We start from the raw sequence: 24,819 nt of genomic DNA on the forward strand, positions 1-24,819 counted from the left end.
GCCTGGTTCAGCGTTGCCTTCATGACTTGGCAGCCGGCAGGCCCAGGCATTCAGGGGCATCGGCAAACAGCCTGGGAACTGCGGCTCTATGGAAGCCGCCATAGGGCCTGATGGCATCGCCCTGGCGCGCCGCATCCGTCGGCATTGGCAAAGGCCAGCCCAGGCGCGCCTGCGGTCTTGCACCATCCACGCGCAGCGTGCTGCCGCTGATGAAGCTTGCGGCCGGGCTCAGCAAGAACACCACGGCGGCCGCGACCTCGGCCTCATTGCCAAAGCGGCCCAGGGGCACGGTGGCGGCCATGGTCTTGAGTAGGCTGGCGGCCTGGGGCGGGTAGTGGTCCATGCCGCTGGAGGCGATATAGCCCGGAGCCACGGCATTCACGCGCACGCCCTGGTGCGCCCATTCCAGGGCTGCGGTTTCCGTAAAGCTCACCATGCCCGCACGCGCAGCCCCGCTATGGCCCATGCCGGGCATGGAGCCCCACATATCGGCCACGATGTTGACGATGGCACCGCCATGCGCGGCCATGCTTTGCTTGAAGCACTCGCGCGCCACGAGAAAGCCGCCCGTGAGATTCGTGGCCACCACGGCTTCCCAGCCCTTGGCCGAAATGCTCTCCAGCGGCGCCAGGTACTGACCGCCCGCGTTGTTCACCAGGCCATGGATGCGGCCATGCGCGCCGACCACGGCAGCCACCATCTGCGTGACTGCGGCCTCGTCGCGGATGTCGCAGGCATGCCAGGCGGCCCGGCCGCCATCAGCCTCGATCTCGGCCTGCACGGCCTGCAGCTTTTCGCTGTTGCGCCCGACCAGCACCACCTGTGCGCCCAGGGCCGCCAGCTCATGGGCCGCGCAGCGGCCTATACCCGAGCCCGCGCCCGTGACCAGCATGACCTGGCCCAGCATCAGGCCCGGCGTGAATATTGATTCGTACATATCAGTTCTCCAGAAGGCCAGGCAGCGAAGCCAGGGCCCAGCGCACAAAACCGGCGCGGCTCTGAACAGGGATGCCGAGCAAGGGCCGCCCCGCAGCGAGGGCATCGTCCCCCTCCGGCGAAGCCAGAGAGGGGGAAGGCGCGCAGCGACTCAGGGGGTGCGTCATAAAAACAAGGCCATGGCCTCATCCACCAGGGCTTCAACGGACTTGGGGCCCTGGGGCTTGAACCACTGCACCGACCAGTTCAGCGCACCGAAGATGAACATGCGCGCCACATGCGGATCGGCGCGCAGCCGGCCCTCTTCGTGCAGGATCTGGAGCACGGGCTGCCAGCAGCCTTCGTATTCGTCCTTGATGCGGCCCACATCGATGCGCTGCTCGGGCGTGAGCGAGCGCCACTCGGAAACCATGAGCGGAATGAAGTGCGCCTGCGGTTCAAGCAGCACGCGAAAGTGGTGGTCTATGAGGGCACGCAACTGCTCGCTGGCACTGCAGTCCTCGGGCAGGGCGGCCATGGCAGCGGTCTGACTTTGCAGGGCCTGGCTCATGCCTTGCTGCATGACCACCTGCAGCAGCTGGCTCTTGCTTTCGAAGAAGTAAAACGGCGAGCCGCTGCGCATGCCGGCCGCTGCCGCGATGTCGCGCGTGCTCGTGGCGTCATAGCCCTTGGCATGGAACAGGCGGGCCGCACCTTCTATGAGCTGGCGACGGCGATTGCCTTCGTCGATTTCGGAATCGGTCTTGCGCGGCCGGCCACGCGGGCGCTTCTCGAGCGCAGCAGCTTCGGGCTGCGGGCTTTTGATGCGCGGGAACGAGGAAGTTGTGGGCTTGGATGCATGCATGCAGCCCAAGGTATCAACAATTATTTATTTGAGCAAGCGATTGCTTTTTATAAATAAACAAAGCCACCTAGAGCTTTCCCCAGGAGCTCAGGCGCGCCACCCGAGCCATGCAGAACGCAAGCGCCTCGCAGGCCCATGCATGAAAAAAGGCCTGGTGCCGGAACACCAGGCCTGGCCTGCTCAACAGCGCTGTGCCAGAGCGTGCTTACGCTCTCAGAGCGTGTTCACGATCTCAGAGCGTGTTCACGATCTCAGAGCACGCGGGCGGCAGTGACAGGTACGGCCAGCTTGGCCGCAGCATCGGTGTCGGCCACAGGCGCTGCGGGCTGGGACTTGGCGGGTTCGAGCAAGGCGGGCTTGGCCGCAGGGCTGTCTCCAAGTACGGCGATCTGGCCCGACAGCTGGCCGCCTTCCTCGATGACGATCTTGCCGTAGCGGATCTCGCCACGCACCTTGCCGCTGCCGTAGATCACCAGCTTCTCGCGCACCGTCAGGGAGCCGTCGAAAACGCCGTGGATTTCGGCGATGTCGATTTCCGCCGTGCCGTGGAAAGCACCTCGCTCGGCAATCTGTATGACGCGCGAATTCATCGTGGCTTCGACCGTGCCCTCGACGACCAGGGTGTCGCAGTCCGTGATCTCCACGCCCTTGAGCTTGATGTTGGGGCCGACCGTGAGCTTGCTGCCACTCTCGCCGGCGTCCACGGCCGTGGTTGCCGGTGCGGGAATGGGCGCCGGCCGCGAAGCGCCGGCCATCATGCTGTTTTGACTGTTGCCGGCCCCCACTGGATTGTTGCGATTACCAAAAGCGTCGTTGTCACGCTTGCCAAAAAACGGGGTCTGCACAGCCATTCGAAAGCCTCCTTGGGGAAAGCGCCATGCTATGCAGGACAAGACTTAACAATTCGCCTCATCTCGCAAGAAAAGTAACAAGATGGCTCAGAAGTTTCATTTACTTTCTTAATTTACTTAACACAACATCAATATTTGCATTTACCCATCTCCATGTCTCCGGGAAGACAGGCTTGTCCAAATAGGTGCATCTACACTCATATCCACTTTTTCTCCTCCTGCCCTTCTCATGTCCAGCCTTCCCGCGAACCGCAGTCAGCCCGTCTGCACCTGTTTCATGGTGCGCAGCCTGTCGCGCAAGATCTCCCAGCTCTACGACGACACACTGGCACCCAGCGGCTTGCGCGGCACGCAGTTCAGCCTGCTCATGCAGGTGCGGCATGCCCGGCCCGGCGAGGCCACGGTCTCCGCCCTGGCCCAGCTTTTGCACACCGACCGCACCACGCTCACGCGCAATCTGCGCACGCTGGAGCAGGCAGGCTGCATAGAGCTGGTGCCGGGCCGCGATGCGCGCAGCCGCTGCGTGCTGATCACGCCCGCCGGGATTGCACGGCTGCGCGAGGCCCGGTCCCTGTGGCAGCTGGCCCAGCAGCGCGTGCGCGAGCTGTGCGGCCAGCAGCAGATTGGCGAGCTCGAAAGCCTGGTGCTGGCCATGCTGCCCCAGCTCGCAGACCCCGATCCCGCCGTGGAGAGCCAGACATGAGCGCCATCGCCCAGCCCTTGCGCGCCCCGGTCCGCTCGCCCCTGCTCGAAGGCCCGATCACCTCCACCCTGCTGAGGCTGGCCCTGCCCAATATGCTGGCCCTGAGCATGGCGGTGCTGGTTTCCGTGGCCGAGACCTATTACGTGGGCAGCCTGGGCACGGCGGCTCTTGCAGCCATGGCCCTGGTGTTTCCGTTTGCCATGCTCACGCAGATGCTCAGCAATGGCGCCATGGGCAGCGGCGTCTCTTCGGCCATCAGCCGTGCGCTCGGCGCCGGCGAGGTGGAGCGCGCCTCGGCCCTGGGCCTGCATGCACTGGTCATAGGCGCGGTGGCCGGCCTCGTGTATTCGCTGGTCTTCGTCTTCCTCGGGCCGGTGTTCTATGGCTGGCTGGGCGGGCGCGGCGAGGTGCTGGCCCAGGCCTCGGGCTTTGGCAGCGTGCTGTTCAGCGGCGCCCTGCTGGTCTGGGTCTGCAATACCCTGGCCTCGGTGGTGCGCGGCACCGGCAATATGCGCCTGCCTTCGGGCGTGCTGCTGCTCGCCTCCCTGGTGCAGGTGGTGGTCGGCGGCGCCCTGGGCCTGGGCCTGGGGCCATTGCCGCGCTGGGGCCTGCCGGGCGTGGCCCTGGGCAATATCGCGGCCATGGTCCTGGCCGTGGCGGTCCTGCTCGCCTATCTGCAATGGGGCCAGCAGCGCATACGTCTCGACTGGCGCGCACCGCGCCTGTCGCGCGCCATGTTTTCCGCCATCCTGCGCGTGGGCGCCCTGGCCTGCCTGTCGCCCCTGCAGACCGCGCTCGCAGCGCTGCTGCTCACGGGCATGGTGGCCCGGCTGGGCCCTGCGGCGCTGGCCGGTTACGGCATAGGCCAGAGGCTGGAGTTCCTGCTGATTCCCATGGCCTTTGGCGTGGGCATGGCCGCCGTGCCCATGGTGGGCATGGCCCTGGGCGCAGGCCAGGTGCAACGCGCACGCAGCGTGGCCTGGATCAGCGGCGTCATGGTCACGGCCATGCTGGGAGCGCTGGGGCTCATGGTCTGGATCTGGCCCCGGCTGTGGTCGGGCCTGTTCACCCAGGATGCGGCCGTGCTCGCCCATGCCGATCTCTATCTGCGCATGGCAGCACCGGCCTTCGGCCTGTTCGGCCTGGGGCTGGTGCTGTACTTTGCCTCGCTGGGCGCGGGCCGGGTGCTCGGCCCCGTGTTCGCGGGCACACTGCGCCTGGCCCTGATCGCCGGCGGCGGCGCCTGGCTGATGCACGGCGGTCAGGCCAGCGCCCAGGCCTTGTTCGGCCTGGTCGGCCTGGCCATGGCCGCCTATGGACTGGCCACGGCCTGGAGCGTCTGGCGCGCGCGCTGGGATTGATAAAAAAGGAGCTGCTACCACGCATGTCCATTGGGTTTCAGATTGAAAGCCATCTGAAATCCAATGCTGGAGCGTGGTAGCAGCTCCTGTTTCAGCGAACGCCTCGCTGGCTGACTGGGCGCTAAGAACGTGTTCACGCTCTAAGAAACGATATAGGCAGCCGTGCCCGTGGACAGCAACTGGCCGTCGGCACCGAGGAACTCCATGCGCGTATTCGCCACGCGCGAGCCCAGGCGCAGCACTTCGGCGCGCAGGATGAACTCCGCGCCTATGCCCGGGCGCAGGTAGTCCACGCGCAGATCGATGGTGCCCAGGCGCGAGAAGCGCAGCAGGCGCTGCAGCGGCTGGTCATCCATGTGCTTGGCACCGATGGCAGCCATGACGGCCAGGCCGCCCATGGAGTCCAGACCCGCGCTGATCACGCCGCCGTGGATGCGCTGATAGGCCGCATGGCCGATCAGCTCGGGCCGCATGACGATGCGCCCCTCGACATGCTCGGGCCGCACCTCGGTGATGCGCAGGCCCAGCAACTGGTTGAAGGCGATCTGGCGTTCGAACACCTGGCGCAAGCCCTCGATGAATTCGGGCTCGAATTCGACTGGCGTTTTTTGGCTTGAAGAAGATTTCATGAACAGGGTTTGATTTTTCCTGGGCTGGGGTCGGCACAGGCCTTGCGCCTTGCCCGGCAGCCCCCTCACCCCAGCCCTCTCCCCCAAGGGGCGAGGGAGCAAAGCCAGAGAACAAGAAGCTGGGCACGACGCACAAAACTGGCGCGGCCCAAGCCAGAGACACCGCGCAAGGGCCGCCCCGCAGCAATGGTGTCGTCCCCCTTTCAGGGGGAAGCCGCGCAGCGGCTCAGGGGGTATTTAACACCCGCTGAAATCAGGGCGGCGCTTTTAACGAAAGCTGTACTGCCCCGCTTCGCGGTACGCTACGCTGGCTTCTGACTTCAGCATCCGCTGAAGTCAGGGCGGCGCTTTTCCAGGAAGGCCGTGAAGGCTTCCTTGGCTGCGGGCTCGGCCATCATGCGCGTGAAGCTCTGGCCTTCTACGTCCATGCGCTCGCGCACCTTGGCGGCCTGGCCGCCCTTCATGAGGCGCTTGCTTTCGATCAGCGAGGACAGGGGCTTGGCCGCGAGCTTTTTCGCCACGGCCTGGGCCAGGGCATTGCATTCGCTGGGCGGCACGACGCGGTTCACCAGACCGACTTCGAGGGCTGCCTCGGCCATGAAGGGCTCGCCCAGCAGCAAGGCCTCGGCCGCGCGGTGGTAGCCCATCATCTGCGGCAACAGCAGGCTGGAGGCGGCCTCGGGGCACAGGCCCAGGTTCACGAATGGCAGGGAGAAGGCCGCGTTGTCGCCCGCATAGATCAGGTCGCAATGCAGCAGCATGGTCGTGCCAATGCCCACGGCCGGGCCGCAGACGGCGGCGATCACGGGCTTGGGAAAGGTCGAGATCTGGTGCAGAAAGCGCCAGACCGGGCGCTGCTCGGGGTCCTGCCTGGAGGCGCTGCTGCCCTGGGACTGCTTGAGAAAATCGGCAATGTCGTTGCCTGCGCTGAAGATGCTGATATCGCCCTGGAACACCACGCAGCGCACTTCGGCGTCATCCACGGCGCTGGTCAGCGCATCAGCCATGCTCGCGTACATGGCTTCGGTCAGCGAGTTCTTTTTCTCGACGCGGTTGATGGTGACGGTGCGCACGCCGGCTTCGGTATGGACCAGAATTTCCTGGCTGGATTCGCTCATGAGATGGCTCCTTATTCCTTGTAGTAAACAACTTGGTGGCTGCTGGCCAGCATACGCCCGCCGGGGCTCCACAGCTGGGCAGTCTGGTCGAAAAATCCGTTGCGAAACTCCTGGCCACGGGCCTGGCCGAGGATGTGGGCCGGGCCCACGGCCGCGAGCTCTTCGCTGCCCGCGTGAAAGTACACCGTCATCGACACCGTGCCCGCAGGCGTTCGCTGCGCGCGGCGCAGCCAGATGCGCGGGAAGAACACGTCGGCCAGGGCCGCGATCGCGCAGAAGTCCAGCGGTCTTGCGGGCTCGTCGCGCACCCACAGCCGGGTCAGGCTCTCGGCCTCGCTGCCGTCCCAGACGCTGGGCAGAATGCCTTGGGCAAAGCGCATGTCATAGGTTTGCAGCCAGGCAACGCCGTTGAGCACCGGGGCCCGCTCCAGCTCCTGGGCTGCGGGGACGACCGGCATGGCCTCCTCCTCGGCGCTCCAGGTGCTGCGCCTGACCGCCGTCACGGCCGTGGCCGTGGTCACGACCTGGGCATCGCCATCGGCATCGGGCTGGGTGATGGTCAGCAACCAATGCTGGGTGGAGCGGTTGGTGCGCACGGGCCTGGCCTCGATGTCGAACTCTCCGGCGCCAACGGCTGCCGCATAGTTCACGGTGAGCGACAGCGGCTCGCCCAGGCACTGCGGGTGGGACATGATGGCCCGCACCAGGGTTGCGGCCGTGATGCCGCCATAGGGGCCGACCATGTTCCAGTAGTCCTGGGTGGTCTGGCCCCGGTAATGGCCGACGGCACCCGTGGGTGCCAGGGCCAGTGCGCGATCTAGGGGGTGGGGGTTCGTGCTCATGGCTATCAAGTTTGAGGGGAAGTGTTCTTGTCGACGGTCAAACCGGCGACTCGGCGGCCGGCTTGCCCGCAGGCCAGACGGGCTGCATCGCGCCCCGGGACCAGTTGCCCAGGACCTCGGCAGCGCGGCTCCACAGCGGCTCGCGCATTTCGGGGCGGAAAAAGCCGAAATGCCCGATGCGGCGCAAGCCGAGGTCCGCCGGCTGCAGATGCTCGACACGGCTGGGAGCATTGGTGTAGAAGCCCGCCAGCTGCTCTATGCCGCGCCGGGTCATGAGTTCGTCATCATCCATGGACAGCGCCAGCAGCGGATAGCTGGCTGCCGCATAGCGGGCCTCGGCCTCCCGGCCCTCGGCCAGGCTGTAGCGCGGATGCAGGCACCAGCGCCGCCATTGCAGCATCACGCCCGCAGGAAGATCGCCGACCATGTTCAGGCGCCGCCCCGGAAAATAGCCACAGACCCGCGTGATCACGGGTACCAGCACATGCCAGAAAAACGGCATGCTGCGCCTGACCTTGGGTGCGTTGTCGCGCCAGTAGCCGCTGCCCGAAGCAATGCTCAGCAGCCCGTCGACCAGCCGAGGCTGCTGGAACAGGCCCGGCAGTTGTGCGCCCAGGCTGTGGCCCAGCAGGAACAGGGGCTTGCGCGGCAGGCGGTTTCGGGCGTCCTGGACCACGGCCTCGTAATCGCGCGCCCAGTCCAGCAGGTCGGCGCGGACCTTGCGCATCGAGCCCTGCAGCGAATCCCCATGGCCCCGGTAGTCGAAGCTGGTCACGCGAAAGCCCTGCCCGGCCAGCCACTCCGCAAACGCCTGGTAAAAGCTCTGGGGCACACCCATGGCCGCGCCGATGACCACGCTGGCCAGCGGCTCGCCCTCAGGCTCGTAAACGCGCAGCGCCAGCGAGGCGCCGGGTGCAGCAAGCTGCAGCAGTTCCATGTCTGTCTCCTTGTGCGGCCGCTTTGTCGACAGCGGCTTTTCATTCCATGGATTTGCAAGATTCCAGGGCCTGCAGAGCAAACCCCTGGGCAGTCGATCACGCCTTCTGCCCCAACAACCGGTGCGGCCCGACGCCGGGGATGCCGGGCAAGGGCCGTCTCTCAGGCTTTGCCGTCGCCCCCCTTTCCGGGGGAGACAGCAAAGCCGCCCAGAAGGCTAGACTGCCTCGAAGATGCCGGCCGCGCCCTGGCCCGTGCCCACGCACATGGTGACCATGCCGTACTTGAGCTTGTGGCGGCGCAGCGCATGCACCACGGTGGCGGCGCGAATCGCTCCGGTGGCACCCAGCGGGTGGCCCAGGGCAATAGCGCCGCCCATGGGGTTGACCTTGGCTGGGTCCAGCCCCAGGGAGTTGATGACCGCCAGCGACTGGGCTGCAAAGGCCTCGTTCAGCTCGAACCAGCCAATGTCCTGGTGGTTGATGCCGGCATAGCGCAGCGCAGCGGGAATGGCCTCGATGGGGCCTATGCCCATGATCTCGGGCGGCACACCCCGTGCGGCAAAGCTGACAAAGCGGGCCAGCGGCGTGAGGCCGAATTGCTTGACGGCTTTTTCGCTGGCCAGAATCAGCGCACCCGCGCCATCGCTGGTCTGCGAGCTGTTGCCGGCCGTGACCGAGCCACGCGCATTGAACACCGGGCGCAGCTTGGCCAGGGCCTCCAGCGTGGTGTCGGGACGCGGACCTTCGTCGAGGTTGACGCTGCGGGTCTTGGTGATGACTTCACCGGTGGCCAGATTGGGGCTGCGCTCCACGATGTCGATGGGCGTGATTTCGTCCGCAAACTCACCGGCCTGCTGGGCCTTGACGGCGCGCAGGTGGGACTCCAGCGCGAAGGCGTCCTGCATCTCGCGCGTCACCTTCCACTGCTGGGCCACTTTCTCGGCCGTCAGCCCCATGCCGTAGGCAATGCCCACGTTTTCGTCACGTGCAAAGATTTCGGGGTTGAACGAGGGCTTGTTGCCGCCCATGGGCACCATGCTCATGGACTCGGCACCACCGGCAATCAGCACATCGGCCTCGCCCACGCGGATGCGGTCGGCCGCCATCTGGATGGCCGTCACGCCCGAGGCGCAAAAGCGGTTCACCGTCACGCCGCCGATGGGGTGGTCAAAGGCCAGCCCCACGGCAATGCGCGCCATGTTCATGCCCTGCTCTCCCTCGGGGAAGGAGCAGCCGATGATGGCGTCTTCAATCGCCTTGGGGTCCAGCGTGGGCACCTGGGCCATGGCGGACTTCAGCGTCGCCACCAGCAGATCGTCCGGGCGCGTGTTCTTGAAATAACCGCGGCCCGAGCGGCCGATCGGCGTGCGCGTGGCGGCAACGATGTAGGCGTCTTGTACTTGTTTCATGGAGATTGCTCCTGCAAGGTATGACTCCTTCCCCCCTCGGGGGAAGGTGGGGATGGGGGCTGTTTTTGAAGCACGCCAAGCCGGTTGGCTATGGCTTGCAACACCCCATCCAGATGAAGAAATGGCTCGTTGGATGCAAACCGCATCACATCAAAGCCCTGGTCACGGAAAAAAGCATCACGCAAGGCGTCATAGCCCTGTTTCGTCTGGTGCTGAGAGCCATCCAGCTCCACGATCAGCCTCGGTGCCAAGCAAGCGAAGTCCGCCACATAAGCACCCAAGGGATGCTGGCGGCGAAACTTCACGCCCAGTTGCTCCCTGCGCAGTCCGGCCCAGAGCCTGCGCTCGGAGTCGGTCATCTCACGGCGAAGCACAAGCGCATTCGCTCTGGCATTGGCTGTGGCTTGGTTGCGCATGGTGGTGAAGTGTGGAGAGCCCCCATCCCAACCTTCCCCCGGAGGGGGAAGGAGTGGAGACAGGCTTAGTTCCGAACAGGTTTCCCGGTGTTGAGCATGCCCAGAATGCGCTCATGCGTCTTGGGCTGGCCTATCAGGTGGCAGAAGGCCTTGCGCTCCAGTGCCAGCAGGTATTCCTCGGTCACCAGCGAGCCGGCATCCACATCGCCACCGCAGACCACCTCGGCAATCATGGAAGCGATCTTGAAGTCGTAGGCGCTGATGAAGCCGCCGTCGCGCATGTTCACCAGCTGGGCCTTGATGGTGGCAATGCCGTTGCGGCCGGCCACGGGGAACAATCGCTTGTGCGGTGCGCGCCAGCCACCGGCGGCCATGGATTTGGCCTCGTTGATGGCGGTGAACAGCAGCTCGTCCTTGTGGGGCACGATGAGGTCGGACTCCAGCAGATAGCCGAGCTTCTTCGATTCGATGGCGCTGGTGCCCACCTTGGCCATGGCAGCGGCAGTGAAGCCTTCGGTGAGGAAGGGCAGCACGTCCTTGCTGGTGCTCTGGGCCATGTTCTCGGCTGCGCGGCGGGCGATATAGGTCAGGCCGCCGGCGCCGGGCACCAGGCCCACGCCCACTTCCACCAGGCCGATATAGCTCTCCATATGGGCCACGCGGCGGGCGCTGTAGACGGCCAGCTCGCAGCCGCCGCCCAGGGCCATGCCGTGGATCGCAGCCACCACAGGCACCTGCGCATAGCGTATGCGCAGCATCATGTTCTGCAGCTCGGCTTCGATGCTCTCGATCGCATCGGCGCCGCCAATCACAAAGGCCGGCATGGTGGCTTCCAGGTCGGCGCCCACGCTGAAGGGCGCGTCACCGGACCAGATGACCATGGCCTCGAAATCGCTCTCGGCCGTTTCCACGGCTTCCACCAGGGCTTCCATCACTTCGGGGCTGATGGCGTGCATCTTGTTCTTGATGCTGGCGATCAACACCTTGCCGTCCAGCGTCCAGCTGCGCAGGGCCTTGGATTCGGCAATCGTCGTGCCCGCGGTCTTCCAGTCGGGCAGGCTGGTTTCGCCCAGCAGCTTTTCGGGGAACAGCTGGCGCTCGTAAACGGGCAGCACGCGGCGGGCGATGAACTTTCCCTGGGCCGGGCTCCACGAGCCTTGCGCGGTGTGCACGCCACCGGCCTCGGCCACCGGGCCTTCAAACACCCATTGGGGCAGCGGCGCCTTGCACAGCGCCTTGCCGGCAGCGATGTCCTCCTGGATCATCTTGGCCACTTCCAGCCAGCCGGCCTCCTGCCACAGCTCGAACGGGCCCTGTTTCATGCCAAAGCCCCAGCGCATGGCCTGGTCCACATCGCGCGCGCAGTCGGCAATGCTCTCCAGGTGCACGGCCGCGTAGTGGAAGCTGTTGCGCAGAATCGCCCACAGGAACTGGCCCTGCGCGCCTTCGGCATTGCGCAGCAGCTTCAGGCGTTCGGCTGCGGGCTTCTTGAGCATGCGGCCATAGACTTCGTCGGCCTTGCCGCCGGCAGGAATGTAGTCCTCGCTGTCCAGCTCGAACTGCAGGATGTCGCGGCCCTTCTTCTGGTAGAAGCCCTTCTTGGTCTTCTGGCCCAGGTTGCCGAGCTCGATGAGCTTGGCCAGCACGGGCGGCGTGCCAAAGCTGTCGTAGAACGGATCGCTCGCCAGGCTGAGGTTGTCCTGCAGCGTCTTGACCACGTGGGCCATGGTATCGAGGCCCACGACGTCGGCGGTGCGGAAGGTGCCGCTGGACGCGCGGCCCAGCTTCTTGCCCGTGAGGTCGTCGACCACGTCGAACGTGAGGCCGAAGTTCTCGACTTCCTTCATGGTCGCCAGCATGCCGGCGATGCCGATGCGGTTGGCGATGAAGTTGGGCGTGTCCTTGGCGCGCACCACGCCCTTGCCCAGGCCGCTGGTGACAAAGGCTTCGAGCTGGTCCTGCACCTCGGGTTCGGTGGTGGGCGTGGAGATCAGCTCCACCAGCGGCATGTAGCGCGGGGGGTTGAAGAAGTGGATGCCGCAAAAGCGCGGCTTGATCGCGTCGGGCAGGGCCTCGGACAGCTTGGTGATCGACAGGCCCGAGGTGTTGGAGGCGACGATCGCATGCTTGGCCACAAAGGGCGCGATCTTGGTGTAGAGGTCCAGCTTCCAGTCCATGCGCTCGGCAATGGCCTCGATGATGAGGTCACAGCCCTTGAGCAGCTTCATGTGCTCTTCGTAGTTGGCTGGCTGGATCAGCGCCACGTCCTCGGCCACGCCGATGGGCGAGGGCTTGAGCTTTTTGAGGTTGGCGATCGCGCGCTCGGCGATGCCGCTCTTGGGGCCTTCCTTGGCGGGCAGGTCGAACAGGATGACCGGCACCTTGACGTTGACCAGATGGGCCGCAATCTGCGCGCCCATGACTCCCGCGCCGAGCACGGCGACTTTTTTCACATTGAATCGTGACATGGGTTCTTCCATGAAATGGGGGCCGCCCATGGCCGGGCGGCGCCTCCAGGATTTGATTTACTGAATACGCACCCAGGTCTGGGTGCGCCAGAACGGACCCCAGTAGCCGCGCAGCTCCATGCGCGCGCCGCCTTCGATGGGCGTGAGACTGCCGCGGTACTCCTTGCCGCTCTCGGGATCCAGCACCTTGCCGCCTTCCCAGAGATTCTTGCCCTCGGTCTGCTTGCCGCCGCGCAGAATCTCCAGGCCCACCACGGGCTGGCCCTTGCGGTCGTCGCTGCACTCGGTGCAGACCGCGTCCGCAGGCGTGTTCTTGCGCAGCGTCTTTTCTATGCGCCCGCTGAGCTGGCCGTCCTTTTCGGTGATGCGGATCTCGGCCTTGGCCTCGCCGGTCTTGTCGTCAATGTTTTTCCACAGGCCCAGCGGCGTCATCTGGGCCTGGGCAGCAAAGCCGGTTGCAGCAAAAACAATAGCTGTCAGCGCTTGATACACCTTCATATCAGTCCCCTTTTGCTTTGAATACAAGACCTGGCAAGCGCCAGGCGCTCTCATTGATGATGAATCAGGCCAGGGCGGCGTCGCTGTCCATCAGCACCTTGCTGCCGGCGCGCGCGGTGCGCATCAGCGTCGCGGTTTCGGGGAACAGCTTGGCGAAGTAAAAACGCGCCACCTGCAGCTTGGCCACGTAGAAGGGATCGGTGTTGCCGTCCGCGATGGCGCGCAGCGAGACCTGGGCCATGCGCGCAAACAGGTAGCCGAACACCAGGTGGCCGGCCACGCGCAGATAGTCCACCGAAGCGGCGCCGACCTCATCGGGGTTTTGCATGCCCTTGAAGCCGATCTCGGTGGTGAACTTGGTCATCTGCTCGCCCAGCATGGCCACGGGCGTGATGAATTCGCTCATCTTTTCGTTGACGCCCTCTTCTTCCACCAGCTTGGCAATCAGCTTGCCGAACTTCTTGAGCGAAGCGCCCTGGTTGCCCAGCACCTTGCGGCCCAGCAGGTCCAGGGCCTGCACGCCGTTCGTGCCTTCGTAGATCATGTTGATGCGGTTGTCGCGCACAAACTGCTCCATGCCCCATTCCTTGATGAAGCCGTGGCCGCCAAACACCTGCTGGCTCATGGTGGTCGCGGTCCAGCCGTTGTCGGTCAGGAAGGCCTTGACGATGGGGGTCAGCAACGCGACCAGATCGGCGCTGTCGGCACGCACTTTTTCGTCCGGGTGGTTGAGTTCCTGGTCGATCAGCAGCGCGCAGAAGGTGGACAGCGCGCGGCCGCCTTCGGCATAGGCCTTGGCCGTGAGCAGCATGCGGCGCACATCGGGGTGCACGATGATGGGGTCGGCCGGCTTGTCCTTGGCCTTGACGCCGGACAGCGAGCGCATTTGCAGTCTGTCCTTGGCATAGGCCAGGGCGTTCTGGAAGGCCACTTCGGTCAGGCCCAGCGACTGGTTGCCCACGCCCAGGCGCGCGGCATTCATCATCACGAACATGGCCTGCAGGCCCTTGTGGGGCTGGCCCACCAGTTCGCCCACGGCGTCTTCCATCACGATCTGGGCTGTGGCGTTGGACTTGATGCCCATCTTGTGCTCCAGGCCGCCGCAGTAGATGCCGTTGCGCGCGCCCAGAGAGCCATCGGCATTCACCAGGTATTTGGGCACCACGAACAGGCTGATGCCCTTGGAGCCGGCCGGTGCATCGGGCAGGCGTGCCAGCACCAGGTGGACGATGTTGTCGGTGAAGTCGTGCTCGCCGGCGGAGATGAAGATCTTGTTGCCGGTGATCTTGTAGCTGCCATCGGCCTGGGGCTCGGCCTTGGAACGCAGCAGGCCCAGGTCGGTGCCGCAATGGGGCTCGGTCAGGCACATGGTGCCGGTCCACTCGCCGCTGGTGAGCTTGGGCAGGTACTTGGCCTTGAGCGCGTCCGAGCCATGAGCGTGCAGGGCTTCATAGGCACCGTGCGACAGGCCGGGGTACATGGTCCAGGCCTGGTTGGCGCTGTTGAGCATTTCGTACAGCGCGGAGTTCACCACAAAGGGCAGGCCCTGGCCGCCGTAAGCGGGATCGCAGGACAGTGCAGGCCAGCCGCCTTCCACGAACTGGGCATAGGCGGCCTTGTAGCCCTTGGGCGTGGTCACCTCATGCGTGGCCTTGTCCAGCTGGCAGCCTTCTTCGTCACCGCTGATGTTCAGCGGAAAGGTCACGTTGGCTGCGAACTTGCCCGCTTCTTCCAGCACGGCATTGATGGTGTCGGCATCGACCTCGGCATGCGTGGGCATTTGCTGGTAGGCCTCGGTGATCTTGAACACCTCGTGCATGAGAAATTGCATGTCGCGCAGTGGCGGGTTGTAGCTGGGCATCGTTTTTCTCCTGTGATGATGGGCGTCGTGAAACGGTAAATGGAAAGCGGTAAATGGAAAACGGGAAACGGGTTCTCGCTGCCCTGTGCACGGGGCCTGGCCGATGGCAGGCGCATCCCGTGCGGCAGGACAGCCTCAGGCGGAAAGCGGCTGGCGCGCATAGCGCGCCAGAATGTTGTTGAAGCCGGTCTGGGCATGGGCAATCGCGTCTGCGCTGCGCAGAAAGCGGGCCTCGTAATGCAGGGCCAGGATCAGGCCGTGAATCTCGAACAGCAACTGGTTCTCGTCCACATCGGCATGCAGGTCGCCACACTCGCGGCTTTGCACGATGGTGCGGCGCATGGCCGCATGCCAGATGCTGACCGACTCGACCAGCGCATCGCGCACGGGCCCCGTGCGGTCGTCGAACTCGACGGCGCCGCTGATGTAGATACAGCCCGAGTCGATTTCGATCGAGGTGCGCTTCATCCAGTTGTCGAACAGCGCCCGCAGACGCGGAATGCCGCGCGATTCGGTGATCGCGGGGTAGAACACCTCCTGCTCGAAGCGCTCGTGGTATTCGTGCACCACCGAGATCTGCAACTCCTCGCGCGAGCCGAAATGGGCGAACACGCCGGACTTGCTCATACCCGTCATCTCGGCAATCGCACCGATGGACAGGCCTTCAAGACCCAGATGGGTCGCCAGATTCAGCGCCGCATCGACGATGACCGCCTTGGTCTGCTGGCCTTTCTGCAAGGCGCGGCCACTGCTCTTGCCTTCAGCCTTGGCAGACGTTTTTTCGCCGGCCCTGGCGGGCGGCATGGACTTGCGCGCAACGGCCCCCCCGGGCGCAGCCAAGGCCCTGGAGGAAGTCGACGCAACAGTAGTGGGTGCACGGGACATGCGGAACTCTATAAAAACGAACGCTCGTTCTATTTTGCACGCAAAGCAAAGAATCTACAGACGAACCAGGGTAAATACCTATCCCCGTTTGCAACACCCGGCCGCTCCTGTGCGGGCATGAAAAATGTCCAATGTCAAGTCCCCAAGGTGGATCTGCATCGGGCGTAAATTCCCATACGCCACAAGCAGTTAGGCTCGGATCGGGGCACTCTTCGGCGGTTGGCCTTCGTGAGCTAGGTGCCATATGGGAGCATGGCGGTGGCAAACACCGTCATGCTCGGGAGGGGGAATTCCCCCTCCTTTGGGCAGCCCAAGTCAGGTAGCGACCAATCCTTCTGCGGCAGTTTTCGCCGCCTGCGACACACTTTCGCGAAGCCGCACAGAGGCAGCGGCATCTGAGGCCGAACGGGTCACCTTGACGGCGGCCTGCGACGGCCAGTCCGTAGCGCCAGCCGGAATGCCCCCAGGCTTATCGCCGAACTCCTTGGCAAGCCGCTGTCGGATCGACTCAGGAACAAAGCCAGCGCCGGGCAGCGCATACGCCAGGTACTCCACGAAGTATGGGTGCTTGTGCCAACGCCCGCCGTCGACGGCGTGCTCCATCGAGCGTTCGAAGTGGGACAGCAGAACAGCCAGCGCACCTTGCCGCTGAGTTCCCGGATCGGGCGAACGCATCCATTCGTATCCGGTGCGTTTGACCTGCTCGCGCTCTTTGTACGACATGGGTACGAAGCCCAGCGTCGCCTGCGCTTCCGCGAAGAGCTGATGCCGCTCGCTGTGCGCCTTGATGTCAGCTGGCAGCGTCCCATCAAAGGTGAAGGAGCAGAAGCGGCAGTGGTGCGCACCGCCGTCCACGTCAACGTGGCTGGCCACTTGCGCGTCGTAGCGCTTCTCCAGTTCGTGGAAGTGGCGCACTCCATACTCGGCCGCGGCAATGGCATTGAGCCGTTGCATATGCGTCAGGTCGGGGAGTGTTGCTTTGGCCGCCTTGGCGGCCTTCTTGAGGCGGGCCAGATCGACCCATGTGATGGTGTTCATCTTCATTGGTTTCTCAATCGAAGACTCCTAGGGCCCGCTCAGTAGGAATCCGATCAAGATTCCAATGGAAATCGCCATTGGTAGTGAGTGAACTTTGCCATTGCGGACGGCCAGCACCTACCCGTGCATGGCACCATTTTAGCAAGTTCAGGCTGGAGCGCGCACCGGCAGGCTCTTCTGCGCTTTGCGGTGGAAGCCCCGGTCCCTCGCCATGAAAGCCTCCAGCATGTACGGAATCAGCGTAGCCGCATCAACCGCTTTTCCGTAGGTTTGTGCATACACCGCGGCATAGCGGTCGAGTTCAGCCTTCAGGCTGATTGGGCAAGAGAACGTAAGCTTCGTGGCCTCGGTCTTGGGCAACGCCCCAAGACGCAGCTTCTTGGTGGTGTTCATTTCGCGGCTCCCTGGTTGAAGAACAGAGGCTGGCACGGCAGCAGCACGAGGTCGCGGTTGCCGTCCTGCCGGTTCTGCGGCGCGACCAGCTCGGCGCCCTGGCCCAACAGCGTGGCCAGAGCCGCGCCAGCAAAAAACCGATCTCAATGTCAATCGACGCTATCTTTCAGGCCGACGTTGCCGGCCGGATCGATGCCCGCGAGGTTGTCGAGCTTCAGAGAAGACGCGTCCGGCAGGACGATGCGATTCCACACCGGCTCTGCCCATAGCTCACCTGGCTGTTGTACTTGCCCATGAGGCGCGAGCCCTGCGGGATTAGCAGGAGCTTGCCTGGGCCGTGTCGTAGACAGGCTCAGTCACCGTGGCGATCACGTCGCCCGGCAAATCGGATTTGCTGCCAGTCACCAGCGCCGCCGCAATTACCGTCCTGGCCATGACTTGGTATGGCGAGGACGGCATCTGCAGATTCCCAGAATTGCGGGTTTCCGTAGAGCCGCCTTTCAGGAAAGCCTCTTTCTGGTCTTGCCGGTTCCGCACAGCGGTGGCTGGGACGGAATCAAAACTTGTCCATATGGAATGTTAGGTAGCGCATGGACCGCCGCATCAGCAGGCACGAGTGCGCGGCTGCCAATGTACGCATCGCTAGTCATGGCGCTGCGGCCAGCACCAGTTCGGCCAGCCCGCTTGCTACCACAGCCAAATTGCGATCCGACGACAGGCCGTCGGCACGCTGCACTCCGACAACCAAGCCGTCGGCCATTCGAATGAGCGGTGAGCCGGAACTGTTGCCCATGGTGTTGGCATCGTGCTCCAAGGTCACATCAGACACTGACGTGATCTGGCCCATTGATATCACCATGGACGGCTCGGAGACAGGCACCTCCGGGCAGCGGCCAAAAACCCGATCAACGTCCTCAGGCCGATCCGTATTGTTGTTTACCGACGGAAAACCCAGCAGCGCCACGGACGTGCTGGTGGCGAGTGTCCCTGTCGCAAGCGTCAGCCCCATTGGCGCCACCGCGCCTACAGGCCATGCAGTCACAATGAGATCCAGACTTGGATGACGGCGCCAAGGTGAATCTGCCGGTAAGACCACTCGGCGTACTCCACCGGCACCGAACACTGCCTCCAAACGGTATTGAGGCTTGAGCTTACGCACGTCGGCTGACCCAGTCGGTTGAGTTGCATTAAGCAAGACATGCCCGTTGGTCACGATACGCCCTTGCAGCACGAAAACCGTGCCCATGAGCTGCGGTGGACTATCCACCTGTATCAAGTACAGACCACCAACCGCTTCAGCCAAATGAGGGCGCTGGGTCAGCAGACTACTGGCAGTGGCTCTGCGAGATTGCGACGATGATTGGTGGCAAGTCTTACCGAGTCCATCGTTGCACCCTGGACAGACCGGAAATACCGGATCGCCGCTAACGATGCGATCCATGTAATTGCCGCGTGAGCCAAACACATTGTGAATGCGCAGTGATAGTTGATCGATGTCCGACTTGGGCAGCGGTGTTACCGCGGTCGGCACAGCGGCGCGGACGGTGCGGACCTCCTCGTCGGTGAACAATTGAGCGCCACCTCGCTCCTGGCGTGACGCCATCAGCGCCTGGAGCTGACGCTGCTGTGTCGGCCCCAGCTCCTCTATCCGCGACGCGATTTTCTCCACCTGTGCCCAGGCGCAAACCGTACTGCCCCACAACACCGCGACCACAATGCCTCGACGAAGCCAGTGTTGACGGTGTGTACTCATTCAGCATCCCCTTCAATGGCCTTCTTCGCATCGCCCAGGCCTGACGCTACGTCACCCAAAGTCTTAGCCCAGGCCATGATGCGGCCCCAGCCAGTGCCCGGTGGCACTTTGCCTTCGGCTACGTCAACCAGCGCCTGTTGTGCCTCGCGCAGGCCGCCGGGCAGCATCTGCGGCGACGGGGTGACGCGCAGTGCGTCGTATTCCCCGAGTTGTCGATGGATGCGCAAAGCCATGTCCATGGCGCGCGCCTTTTCCTGCGGCGTGCGCGCGGCCGGAGCGGCCGCTGAAAAGGCCTGGAAGTGTAGGTACGGCTGGCGCAGCGACGCCCACTTCTGCCACAGCAATTGCGCCGCAAGTTTGTTCGGCTCGGGGATCACGTAGTCCGCCGCTGCGCCATCGGGCCTCTCTGTGTAGACCTTGCAAAAAATGCGATGCTTACCAGTATCACTACGGCAAAGATCATCGTATTCGGGGCTGATCTGGCCAACCTTGTCGATCAAGTCAGCGACCGTCTTCGTGTTGGCGGTGATGTAGACCTGCAATGCTTTGGCTCGGGCCGCCTCGTCTTGCATACTCATCACGGCCACTACCGCTTTGTTCAAACCATCAATCACCGTCTGAATCGTCAGGATGCCTGCGAGCAGGCCTGACTCCTGCACGGTGGGCATATTCATCGCTAGCAGTCCAGCCACTTCGTCTGCGCAATCCGACTGTTCCGTGGACTGCTTGGGCTTCTTGAGCTTTGCCTGCCGCTCTTCGATCGTCGCCATCGACTCCCACAAGCTCGCCACGTCCTGATCAGGCTTCTTGAGCAGGTCGTTCACAGACTTGCCGTACTGCCCTAGCACTTTCATGCCGGAACGCGCGTCGACCAACGCGCCTGCACCCTTGCAGACGAAGTCGCCGAATTCCTTCTCTACCGTGCCGCCAGCAGTCTGGCCACGCACGATCAAGTTGTCGGCATACGCTACGCGCGCCACGCGAGTGCGCTGGTCGGCCAGCAGCTTGACGCTGGCTTTCGCGCCATCCATGGTCTCGGTGAAACCTTCGCCCGCCTTCACATAGGCTGACGTTGTTGCGCTGCACCCGCCCAGTGCAAACGCGACGGACACTCCCAGTACGATCCAGAGACGCTTCATAGTTCCCTCCTGTGGTGCTGCCGCAGAGTCGTAGCGACTCTGTTAAAAATTTTAATGGGAGGTCTGCTCCGACGCATCCCCCAAGGGAGAGTTCTCGCGAAATTTGTTGACCAAGATCTCCGAGGTACGCACCCGGCTTCGGGATCACTCACCTATAGGCCGCGACTTGCTTCATGTTTGCGCTTAAACCCCCGATCCCCAGCGATGAATGCCTCCAGCATGTGCGGAATCAGCGTCACTGCGTCCACAGCCTCGCCATAAGTCTGCGCGTGTAGCGCTGCGTAGCGGTCAAGGTCGGCTTTCAGGCTGACCGGGCAGGCAAAGGTCAGCTTGACGCTTTCAGTCTTGGGCAGCGGCCCGAGCCGCAGCTTCTTGGTGGTGCTCATCGCATTGCTCCCCGCTGGAAGAACACCGGCTGGTACGGTCGCAACGCCAGATCGCGATTGACGATGATCCGCACTGGTAGGCCCGGTCGCTCCGTCAAGGTCGGCTGAATGCTCATGTTGCGCCGGGTCATCTCCTGGCCCACTTGGCTGATGTTGTCCTGCGCACTGTCGCGCCCGGCAATCACGATACGGTTGCCGTTCTGCCGGTTCTCCGGTGCGGCCAGCTCGGCACCCACGCCCAGCAGCGTTGTCAGCGCCGCACCGGCAAAGACGCGATCCCAATGCCAATCGACGCCATCCTCCAGGCCGGCGTAGCCGGCAGGATCGGCGCCTGCCAGGTTGTCGAGCTTCAGCGATGACGTGTCCGGCAGGATGACGCGGTTCCACACCACTTGTACGCGGCTCTGCCCATAGCTGACCTGGCTGTTGTACTTGCCCAGGATGCGCGATCCCTGCGGGATCAGCAGGAACTTGCCTGTGGCCGTGTCATAGACCGGCTCCGTCACCGTGGCGATCACGTCGCCCGGCAAGTCCGACTTGATGCCCGTCACCAGCGCCCCGGCGATCACTGTTCCCGCCATGACCTGATACGGCGAGGCCGGCATTTGCAGATTGCCGGAATTACGGGTTTCTGTAGAGCCGCCTTTCAGGAACGCCTCTTTCTGGTCTTGCCGATTCTGCACGGCGGTCGGGTCGGATGGCTGGGCCGCCGTCGAGGCCGGGCCGGCGGCCAGCGGGTCGAAGCTCGCCAAGGCGCTGCCGGGCGCAGCCGCAGCGACTTGCGCCGTGCCCGGCGCAGCGGCCTTGCCCTGGTTGCCCGAGCGGAAGAACACCGACGAACCCGCAGCCGCATCAGCCTCCTTGCGCCGTGCATCTTCCGGGTCGTGGCCCGGTGGCGCATAGGTCGGCGTCATCGGCTGCTGCGACTTCACGATGGCCGGGCCGAGGTCGCCCGGCAGCGGCGGCCCCAGCTCGGGCACCTTCGGCGGCAGCTTCGAGTAGTCAATCGGCAGGCCGTCCAGCCCTTCGGACTTCGACACGCGATCAACGTTGTAAAGCTCTGTCTGCTCGCCCGCGCCACGCCGATGCGGTTGCAATGACCAGATCGTGGCGCCGAGCACGGCGACCGATAGGCCGCCGACGAGGATGGCCAGCGTGCGCCGATTCAGGCGCGTGACCGGGCGCGGCTGGGCGCGTAGCGCCACCTCCTCGGGCGCTACCTTGCCCGCCTGTGGCGCAGCAAGGTCGGGAGTATCGTCCTGGCTCATGGTCAGTTCCTCCGCGTAACGCCGTCCGTGCGCTCAATTCGCACCATGTCGCCCTTGTCGCCACCGAGGCGCAGCTCGGCGGCGCCGAACATGCGATCGACGATGTAGTACGGTGCGCGGAAGCGGTAGTTCACCAGTTGCCCGTCGCCCTGCGCGCCGATCACGAACAGCGGCGGCAGTTCGCCTTGCGCGATGCCCGGCGGAAACTGGATATAGACCTTCTCGCCATCATCGAAGGCGCGCAGCGGCTTCCACGGCGGATTGCTGCCGCTGACCGCGTAGCGGAAACGGATCTTCTCCAGCGACAGGCCAGCGTCCAACGGCGCAGCCGCATTCGCGACCTGTGCCTGGCGCTGCAAGGCCAGCATCTTGTCCTTCGGATACTCCCAGGACACCGAAGCCATCCACGTCTTCTCGGTCGAGGTCAGCTCCAGCAGATACGTCCTGCGACTGGTGGTGATGACGAGATTGGTTTTCAACCCCGAGCGGATCGGCTTGACCATCACGTTCACGCGCAACGCATCGCCGCTGGCGCTCGATGTGTCCCCAACGATCCAGCGCACCGTGTCGCCAGCGGCCACCGTCACCAGTTCCTCACCCGGCTGGAGCGCGATCACCGTCACGCGGCCCACGGCCGCATAGACCTGGTACAGCGCGCCATCGGTGAAGGGCCAGACCTGGATTGCGTTGACGTAGCCCTCGCGCGTCGGCGCGATGCGCGCCTCGGCGTTGGCGCGGGACACCCGCACGGTTTCATCGGCGGGTTCCGGCGTGGGCTTGGTATCCGGCACAGGTTTTATTTGCGCCGGCATCGGCAATACCTGCGGCACGGCCACCACCTCCACAGGCGCAGGCGGCTCCGGCAGCGGCTGGGCCTGTACCGGCTCATCGAGCGAGATGGCCGGCGGCGGCTTGCCCTGCGAAGCGCAGCCTGCAAACAGGACGGTGGATGCCAGCAGGATCACCGGCAAGGCGGATTTACGCAAAAGATAATTCATGGTTTTGCTCCTTCGCTTCCTTCCAGTTCGCGGCTCCACGACAGGCCGTTGACGTAGATACCCAGGGGGTTCTTGCGCAGCCGCTGCTCGGTGCGCGGCGTCTGCTGCACGATGGAAACCACTGCGTTCCAGCGTTCGGTGCGATCCAGCGCACCGTTCACAAAGCGCGTCTCCGTCCAGCGCACGTTGAACGACTGGTCGCTGGCGCGGGTCACGCTGCTGATCTGCACCGTCACCGACTCCTTGCCGATGCGCGCGAACGGATCGTTCACGCGGGCGTACTCGTTGAGCGCCACGGCACCCTTGTCCGTGGTGTAGTTGTAGGCATCGAGCCAGTTCTGCCGCACGACGATGGAGTCGATGGACAGCGAACGCACCAGCCCGATGAAGCGGCCCAGGTGATAGGCCATCTGCGCATCGTTGGGTCGATATGGCGTGGCGGCCTCGCCGACCGCGCGCACCTGGCCCGCGTTGTCCACCTCCACCACGTAGGGCGTCACGATGGACTGCGCGGAACGCCAGACCAGGCCGCCCGCCATCAGCACGGCCAAGGTGAGGCAGCCCAGTGCCATGAAACGCCAGTTCTTTGCCTGCACGCGGGCCGAGCCGATACGCTCGTCCCACACCTGGCCTGCGGCTTGGTACGGAGTGGCAGGTTGCGGTGTGTCGGCGTAGCGCAGCTGCGGTCGTTTGAATCGCATGGGAGTTCTCCTTATGAATCGGAATCGCGAAGGCTTGGGCCCTGGCTGGAGCTGCCGCCATCGCCGCCACGCAGCGTGTGGGCGGCGGTGGTCGCGGCATGGGTGAGTTGCTGCCTGCGATGCAGGCGCTTGGCCCAGGCCGGCTGCTCGGTGGATGGAGGTCGTGCGGCGGCTTCGCTGGTGCTCTGCGTCCCAGCAGCTGCCCCCGATGCCGATCCGGCGTCATCGGGTCGGAAGGAAGCAGCGACACGCTCCTTCATCGAGCGCGCTCCGTCGGCCACCTTCTGTCCGGCGGCCTGCGCACCGGTCTTGGCCACGTTGCCCACGCCGGCGGGGGCACCCTTGAGGCTGCCACCGGCCGGGGCGGAACCTGCCTGGTACGCCGACCGGGCGCTGCCGGCGGTCGATGCCATCGAGCGGGCCCCGTCCCCAGCCATCCTCGCGGCGGCGGGTGCCATGCGCGCCCCAGCCGCCACGGCGCTGCCGACGCCAGAGGCCGCTGCGCCGACCGCGACGGCGGCGCCGGCCGCCCCAACGGCAGCACCGGCCATCGCGCCAGCGCCGAGCTGCGGGCCGCCCGATACCAAGCCCGTCGCAATGCCCGGACCGAAGATGCCCAGGGCCAGCAGTGACAGCGAAGCCAGCATGATGACCAGTGCCTGGTCGATGGAGGGCTCGGAGCCCGGCGGTATCCGGAATTCGGCGAACAGCCCCGAGCCGATGCCCACGATGACGGCAAGCACCAGTACCTTGATGCCTGAGGACACCGCGTTGCCCAAGACCTTCTCGGCGAGGAACGCAGTCTTGTTCCAGAGGGCGAACGGCACCAGCACGAAGCCCGCCAGCGTGGTCAGCTTGAACTCGATCAGCGTGACAAAAAGCTGCACCGCCAGCACGAAGAAGCTGACGATGACCACCAGCCACGCGAGGAACAGCACGACGATGGGCGCGATGTGGATGAAGACCTCTGGGAAGCCCGCCATCTCCCGGATCTGGTCGAGGATGGGCGCCGCCGCGTCGATACCGGCCTTGGCCAGCCGTCCCGGTTGCAGGAAGTTGCCCATGCTCAAGGTCGAGCCGCTGGCCGTCAGGCCCAGTCCGGCAAAAGACCGGAACAGGATGCCCGCCAGGGTGTTGAAGTTGCCGATGATGTAGGCGAAGGCACCGACGTACAGCACCTTGCGGATGAGCTTGGCGATTACGTCCTCGCCCTGGCCGGTGGCATGGCCCATCGCCCAGAACAGCCCGGCGAGCGTCATGTCGATGACGATCAGCGTGGCCGTGAGGAATGCCACCTCGCCGTGCAGCAGGCCGAAGCCCGAGTCGATGTAGCGCGAAAAGGTGTCGAGGAAACGATCAATGACCGATACGTCATTCATGGCCC

Annotated in this window: 24 protein-coding genes and 1 pseudogene; 2 read left to right on the forward strand and 23 right to left on the reverse strand. The window is 64.5% G+C overall.

Annotated features, from left to right (window positions below; all coding sequences use genetic code 11):
* Nucleotides 1–19: 19 nt before the first annotated feature.
* From G486_RS0108150 to G486_RS21785, 3 genes are all read right to left on the reverse strand, one after another.
* A complete protein-coding gene (locus G486_RS0108150) occupies nucleotides 20–937 on the reverse strand; it encodes an SDR family oxidoreductase (RefSeq protein WP_027015107.1) in 918 nt (305 codons plus the stop codon).
* A 162-nt stretch (nucleotides 938–1,099) separates the two neighbouring features.
* A complete protein-coding gene (locus G486_RS0108155) occupies nucleotides 1,100–1,780 on the reverse strand; it encodes a TetR/AcrR family transcriptional regulator (protein ID WP_051303335.1) in 681 nt (226 codons plus the stop codon).
* A 251-nt stretch (nucleotides 1,781–2,031) separates the two neighbouring features.
* Nucleotides 2,032–2,631, reverse strand: coding sequence for a bactofilin family protein (locus G486_RS21785; protein ID WP_051303303.1), 600 nt, complete (start codon nucleotides 2,629–2,631; stop codon nucleotides 2,032–2,034).
* 229 nt (nucleotides 2,632–2,860) lie between these two features.
* On the opposite strand from G486_RS21785, the gene G486_RS21790 reads away from it, so the two are divergent.
* Both G486_RS21790 and G486_RS0108170 read left to right on the forward strand, forming a co-directional pair.
* The gene (locus tag G486_RS21790) at nucleotides 2,861–3,334 is read left to right on the forward strand and encodes a MarR family winged helix-turn-helix transcriptional regulator (RefSeq protein ID WP_051303305.1); all 474 of its coding nucleotides are present in this window, start codon (nucleotides 2,861–2,863) and stop codon (nucleotides 3,332–3,334) included.
* Complete coding sequence (locus G486_RS0108170) at nucleotides 3,331–4,695, forward strand: MATE family efflux transporter (RefSeq protein ID WP_027015109.1); 1,365 nt, start codon at nucleotides 3,331–3,333, stop codon at nucleotides 4,693–4,695. The genes G486_RS21790 and G486_RS0108170 overlap by 4 nt, the downstream gene beginning before the upstream one ends.
* Nucleotides 4,696–4,835: 140 nt before the next feature.
* On the opposite strand, the gene G486_RS0108175 is transcribed toward G486_RS0108170, so the two are convergent.
* The 20 genes and pseudogenes from G486_RS0108175 to trbL form a co-directional block, all read right to left on the reverse strand.
* Entirely contained in the window at nucleotides 4,836–5,324 is a 489-nt protein-coding gene (locus tag G486_RS0108175; protein ID WP_027015110.1) for a thioesterase family protein, read from the reverse strand.
* Between the two features lie 320 nt (nucleotides 5,325–5,644).
* The gene (locus G486_RS0108180; RefSeq protein WP_027015111.1) at nucleotides 5,645–6,442 is read right to left on the reverse strand and encodes an enoyl-CoA hydratase; all 798 of its coding nucleotides are present in this window, start codon (nucleotides 6,440–6,442) and stop codon (nucleotides 5,645–5,647) included.
* 11 nt (nucleotides 6,443–6,453) lie between these two features.
* Complete coding sequence (locus tag G486_RS0108185; RefSeq protein ID WP_027015112.1) at nucleotides 6,454–7,284, reverse strand: acyl-CoA thioesterase; 831 nt, start codon at nucleotides 7,282–7,284, stop codon at nucleotides 6,454–6,456.
* Nucleotides 7,285–7,321: 37 nt separating this feature from the next.
* The gene (locus G486_RS0108190) at nucleotides 7,322–8,221 is read right to left on the reverse strand and encodes an alpha/beta hydrolase family protein (RefSeq protein ID WP_027015113.1); all 900 of its coding nucleotides are present in this window, start codon (nucleotides 8,219–8,221) and stop codon (nucleotides 7,322–7,324) included.
* 216 nt (nucleotides 8,222–8,437) lie between these two features.
* The gene (locus G486_RS0108195; protein WP_027015114.1) at nucleotides 8,438–9,631 is read right to left on the reverse strand and encodes an acetyl-CoA C-acyltransferase; all 1,194 of its coding nucleotides are present in this window, start codon (nucleotides 9,629–9,631) and stop codon (nucleotides 8,438–8,440) included.
* Complete coding sequence (locus G486_RS21795; RefSeq protein WP_169728584.1) at nucleotides 9,628–10,047, reverse strand: endonuclease domain-containing protein; 420 nt, start codon at nucleotides 10,045–10,047, stop codon at nucleotides 9,628–9,630. Before G486_RS21795 ends, G486_RS0108195 begins: the two co-directional genes overlap by 4 nt.
* A gap of 65 nt (nucleotides 10,048–10,112) precedes the next feature.
* On the reverse strand, nucleotides 10,113–12,515 hold the full coding sequence (locus G486_RS0108205) for a 3-hydroxyacyl-CoA dehydrogenase/enoyl-CoA hydratase family protein (protein WP_027015115.1): 2,403 nt from the start codon (nucleotides 12,513–12,515) through the stop codon (nucleotides 10,113–10,115).
* Nucleotides 12,516–12,572: 57 nt separating this feature from the next.
* A complete protein-coding gene (locus tag G486_RS0108210; RefSeq protein WP_027015116.1) occupies nucleotides 12,573–13,013 on the reverse strand; it encodes a DUF2147 domain-containing protein in 441 nt (146 codons plus the stop codon).
* A gap of 64 nt (nucleotides 13,014–13,077) precedes the next feature.
* Nucleotides 13,078–14,874 carry an acyl-CoA dehydrogenase C-terminal domain-containing protein gene (locus G486_RS0108215; protein WP_027015117.1) on the reverse strand — a complete coding sequence of 599 codons (1,797 nt, stop codon included), beginning with the start codon at nucleotides 14,872–14,874 and terminating at the stop codon, nucleotides 13,078–13,080.
* A 135-nt stretch (nucleotides 14,875–15,009) separates the two neighbouring features.
* Complete coding sequence (locus G486_RS0108220) at nucleotides 15,010–15,678, reverse strand: TetR/AcrR family transcriptional regulator (RefSeq protein ID WP_034387031.1); 669 nt, start codon at nucleotides 15,676–15,678, stop codon at nucleotides 15,010–15,012.
* A 396-nt stretch (nucleotides 15,679–16,074) separates the two neighbouring features.
* Nucleotides 16,075–16,803 carry a hypothetical protein gene (locus G486_RS0108225; RefSeq protein ID WP_027015119.1) on the reverse strand — a complete coding sequence of 243 codons (729 nt, stop codon included), beginning with the start codon at nucleotides 16,801–16,803 and terminating at the stop codon, nucleotides 16,075–16,077.
* 141 nt (nucleotides 16,804–16,944) lie between these two features.
* Nucleotides 16,945–17,190 (reverse strand): DUF2274 domain-containing protein, encoded by a 246-nt coding sequence (locus G486_RS0108230; RefSeq protein ID WP_027015120.1) that lies wholly within the window; start codon nucleotides 17,188–17,190, stop codon nucleotides 16,945–16,947.
* A pseudogene (locus G486_RS23400) lies at nucleotides 17,187–17,757 on the reverse strand (TrbI/VirB10 family protein); the annotation flags it as partial. The gene G486_RS0108230 and the pseudogene G486_RS23400, both read right to left, overlap by 4 nt.
* A 79-nt stretch (nucleotides 17,758–17,836) precedes the next feature.
* Nucleotides 17,837–18,943 (reverse strand): trypsin-like serine peptidase, encoded by a 1,107-nt coding sequence (locus G486_RS0108250; protein WP_027015122.1) that lies wholly within the window; start codon nucleotides 18,941–18,943, stop codon nucleotides 17,837–17,839.
* Nucleotides 18,940–20,082 (reverse strand): hypothetical protein, encoded by a 1,143-nt coding sequence (locus tag G486_RS0108255; protein ID WP_027015123.1) that lies wholly within the window; start codon nucleotides 20,080–20,082, stop codon nucleotides 18,940–18,942. Before G486_RS0108255 ends, G486_RS0108250 begins: the two co-directional genes overlap by 4 nt.
* Nucleotides 20,083–20,234: 152 nt before the next feature.
* A complete protein-coding gene (locus G486_RS0108260) occupies nucleotides 20,235–20,468 on the reverse strand; it encodes a DUF2274 domain-containing protein (RefSeq protein WP_027015124.1) in 234 nt (77 codons plus the stop codon).
* Nucleotides 20,465–21,736, reverse strand: coding sequence for a TrbI/VirB10 family protein (locus tag G486_RS0108265; protein WP_027015125.1), 1,272 nt, complete (start codon nucleotides 21,734–21,736; stop codon nucleotides 20,465–20,467). The genes G486_RS0108260 and G486_RS0108265 overlap by 4 nt, the downstream gene beginning before the upstream one ends.
* Nucleotides 21,737–21,738: 2 nt before the next feature.
* Nucleotides 21,739–22,734: a P-type conjugative transfer protein TrbG gene (gene trbG, locus G486_RS0108270; RefSeq protein ID WP_027015126.1), complete on the reverse strand. Its 996-nt coding sequence runs from the start codon at nucleotides 22,732–22,734 to the stop codon at nucleotides 21,739–21,741.
* Nucleotides 22,731–23,435 (reverse strand): conjugal transfer protein TrbF, encoded by a 705-nt coding sequence (gene trbF / locus G486_RS0108275; RefSeq protein WP_027015127.1) that lies wholly within the window; start codon nucleotides 23,433–23,435, stop codon nucleotides 22,731–22,733. Before trbF ends, trbG begins: the two co-directional genes overlap by 4 nt.
* Before the next feature lie 11 nt (nucleotides 23,436–23,446).
* Nucleotides 23,447–24,814 (reverse strand): P-type conjugative transfer protein TrbL, encoded by a 1,368-nt coding sequence (gene trbL, locus G486_RS0108280; RefSeq protein WP_027015128.1) that lies wholly within the window; start codon nucleotides 24,812–24,814, stop codon nucleotides 23,447–23,449.
* Nucleotides 24,815–24,819 lie beyond the last annotated feature (5 nt).

Origin of the sequence: Comamonas composti DSM 21721 (assembly GCF_000429845.1) — a bacterium.
Lineage (GTDB): Bacteria > Pseudomonadota > Gammaproteobacteria > Burkholderiales > Burkholderiaceae_C > Comamonas > Comamonas composti.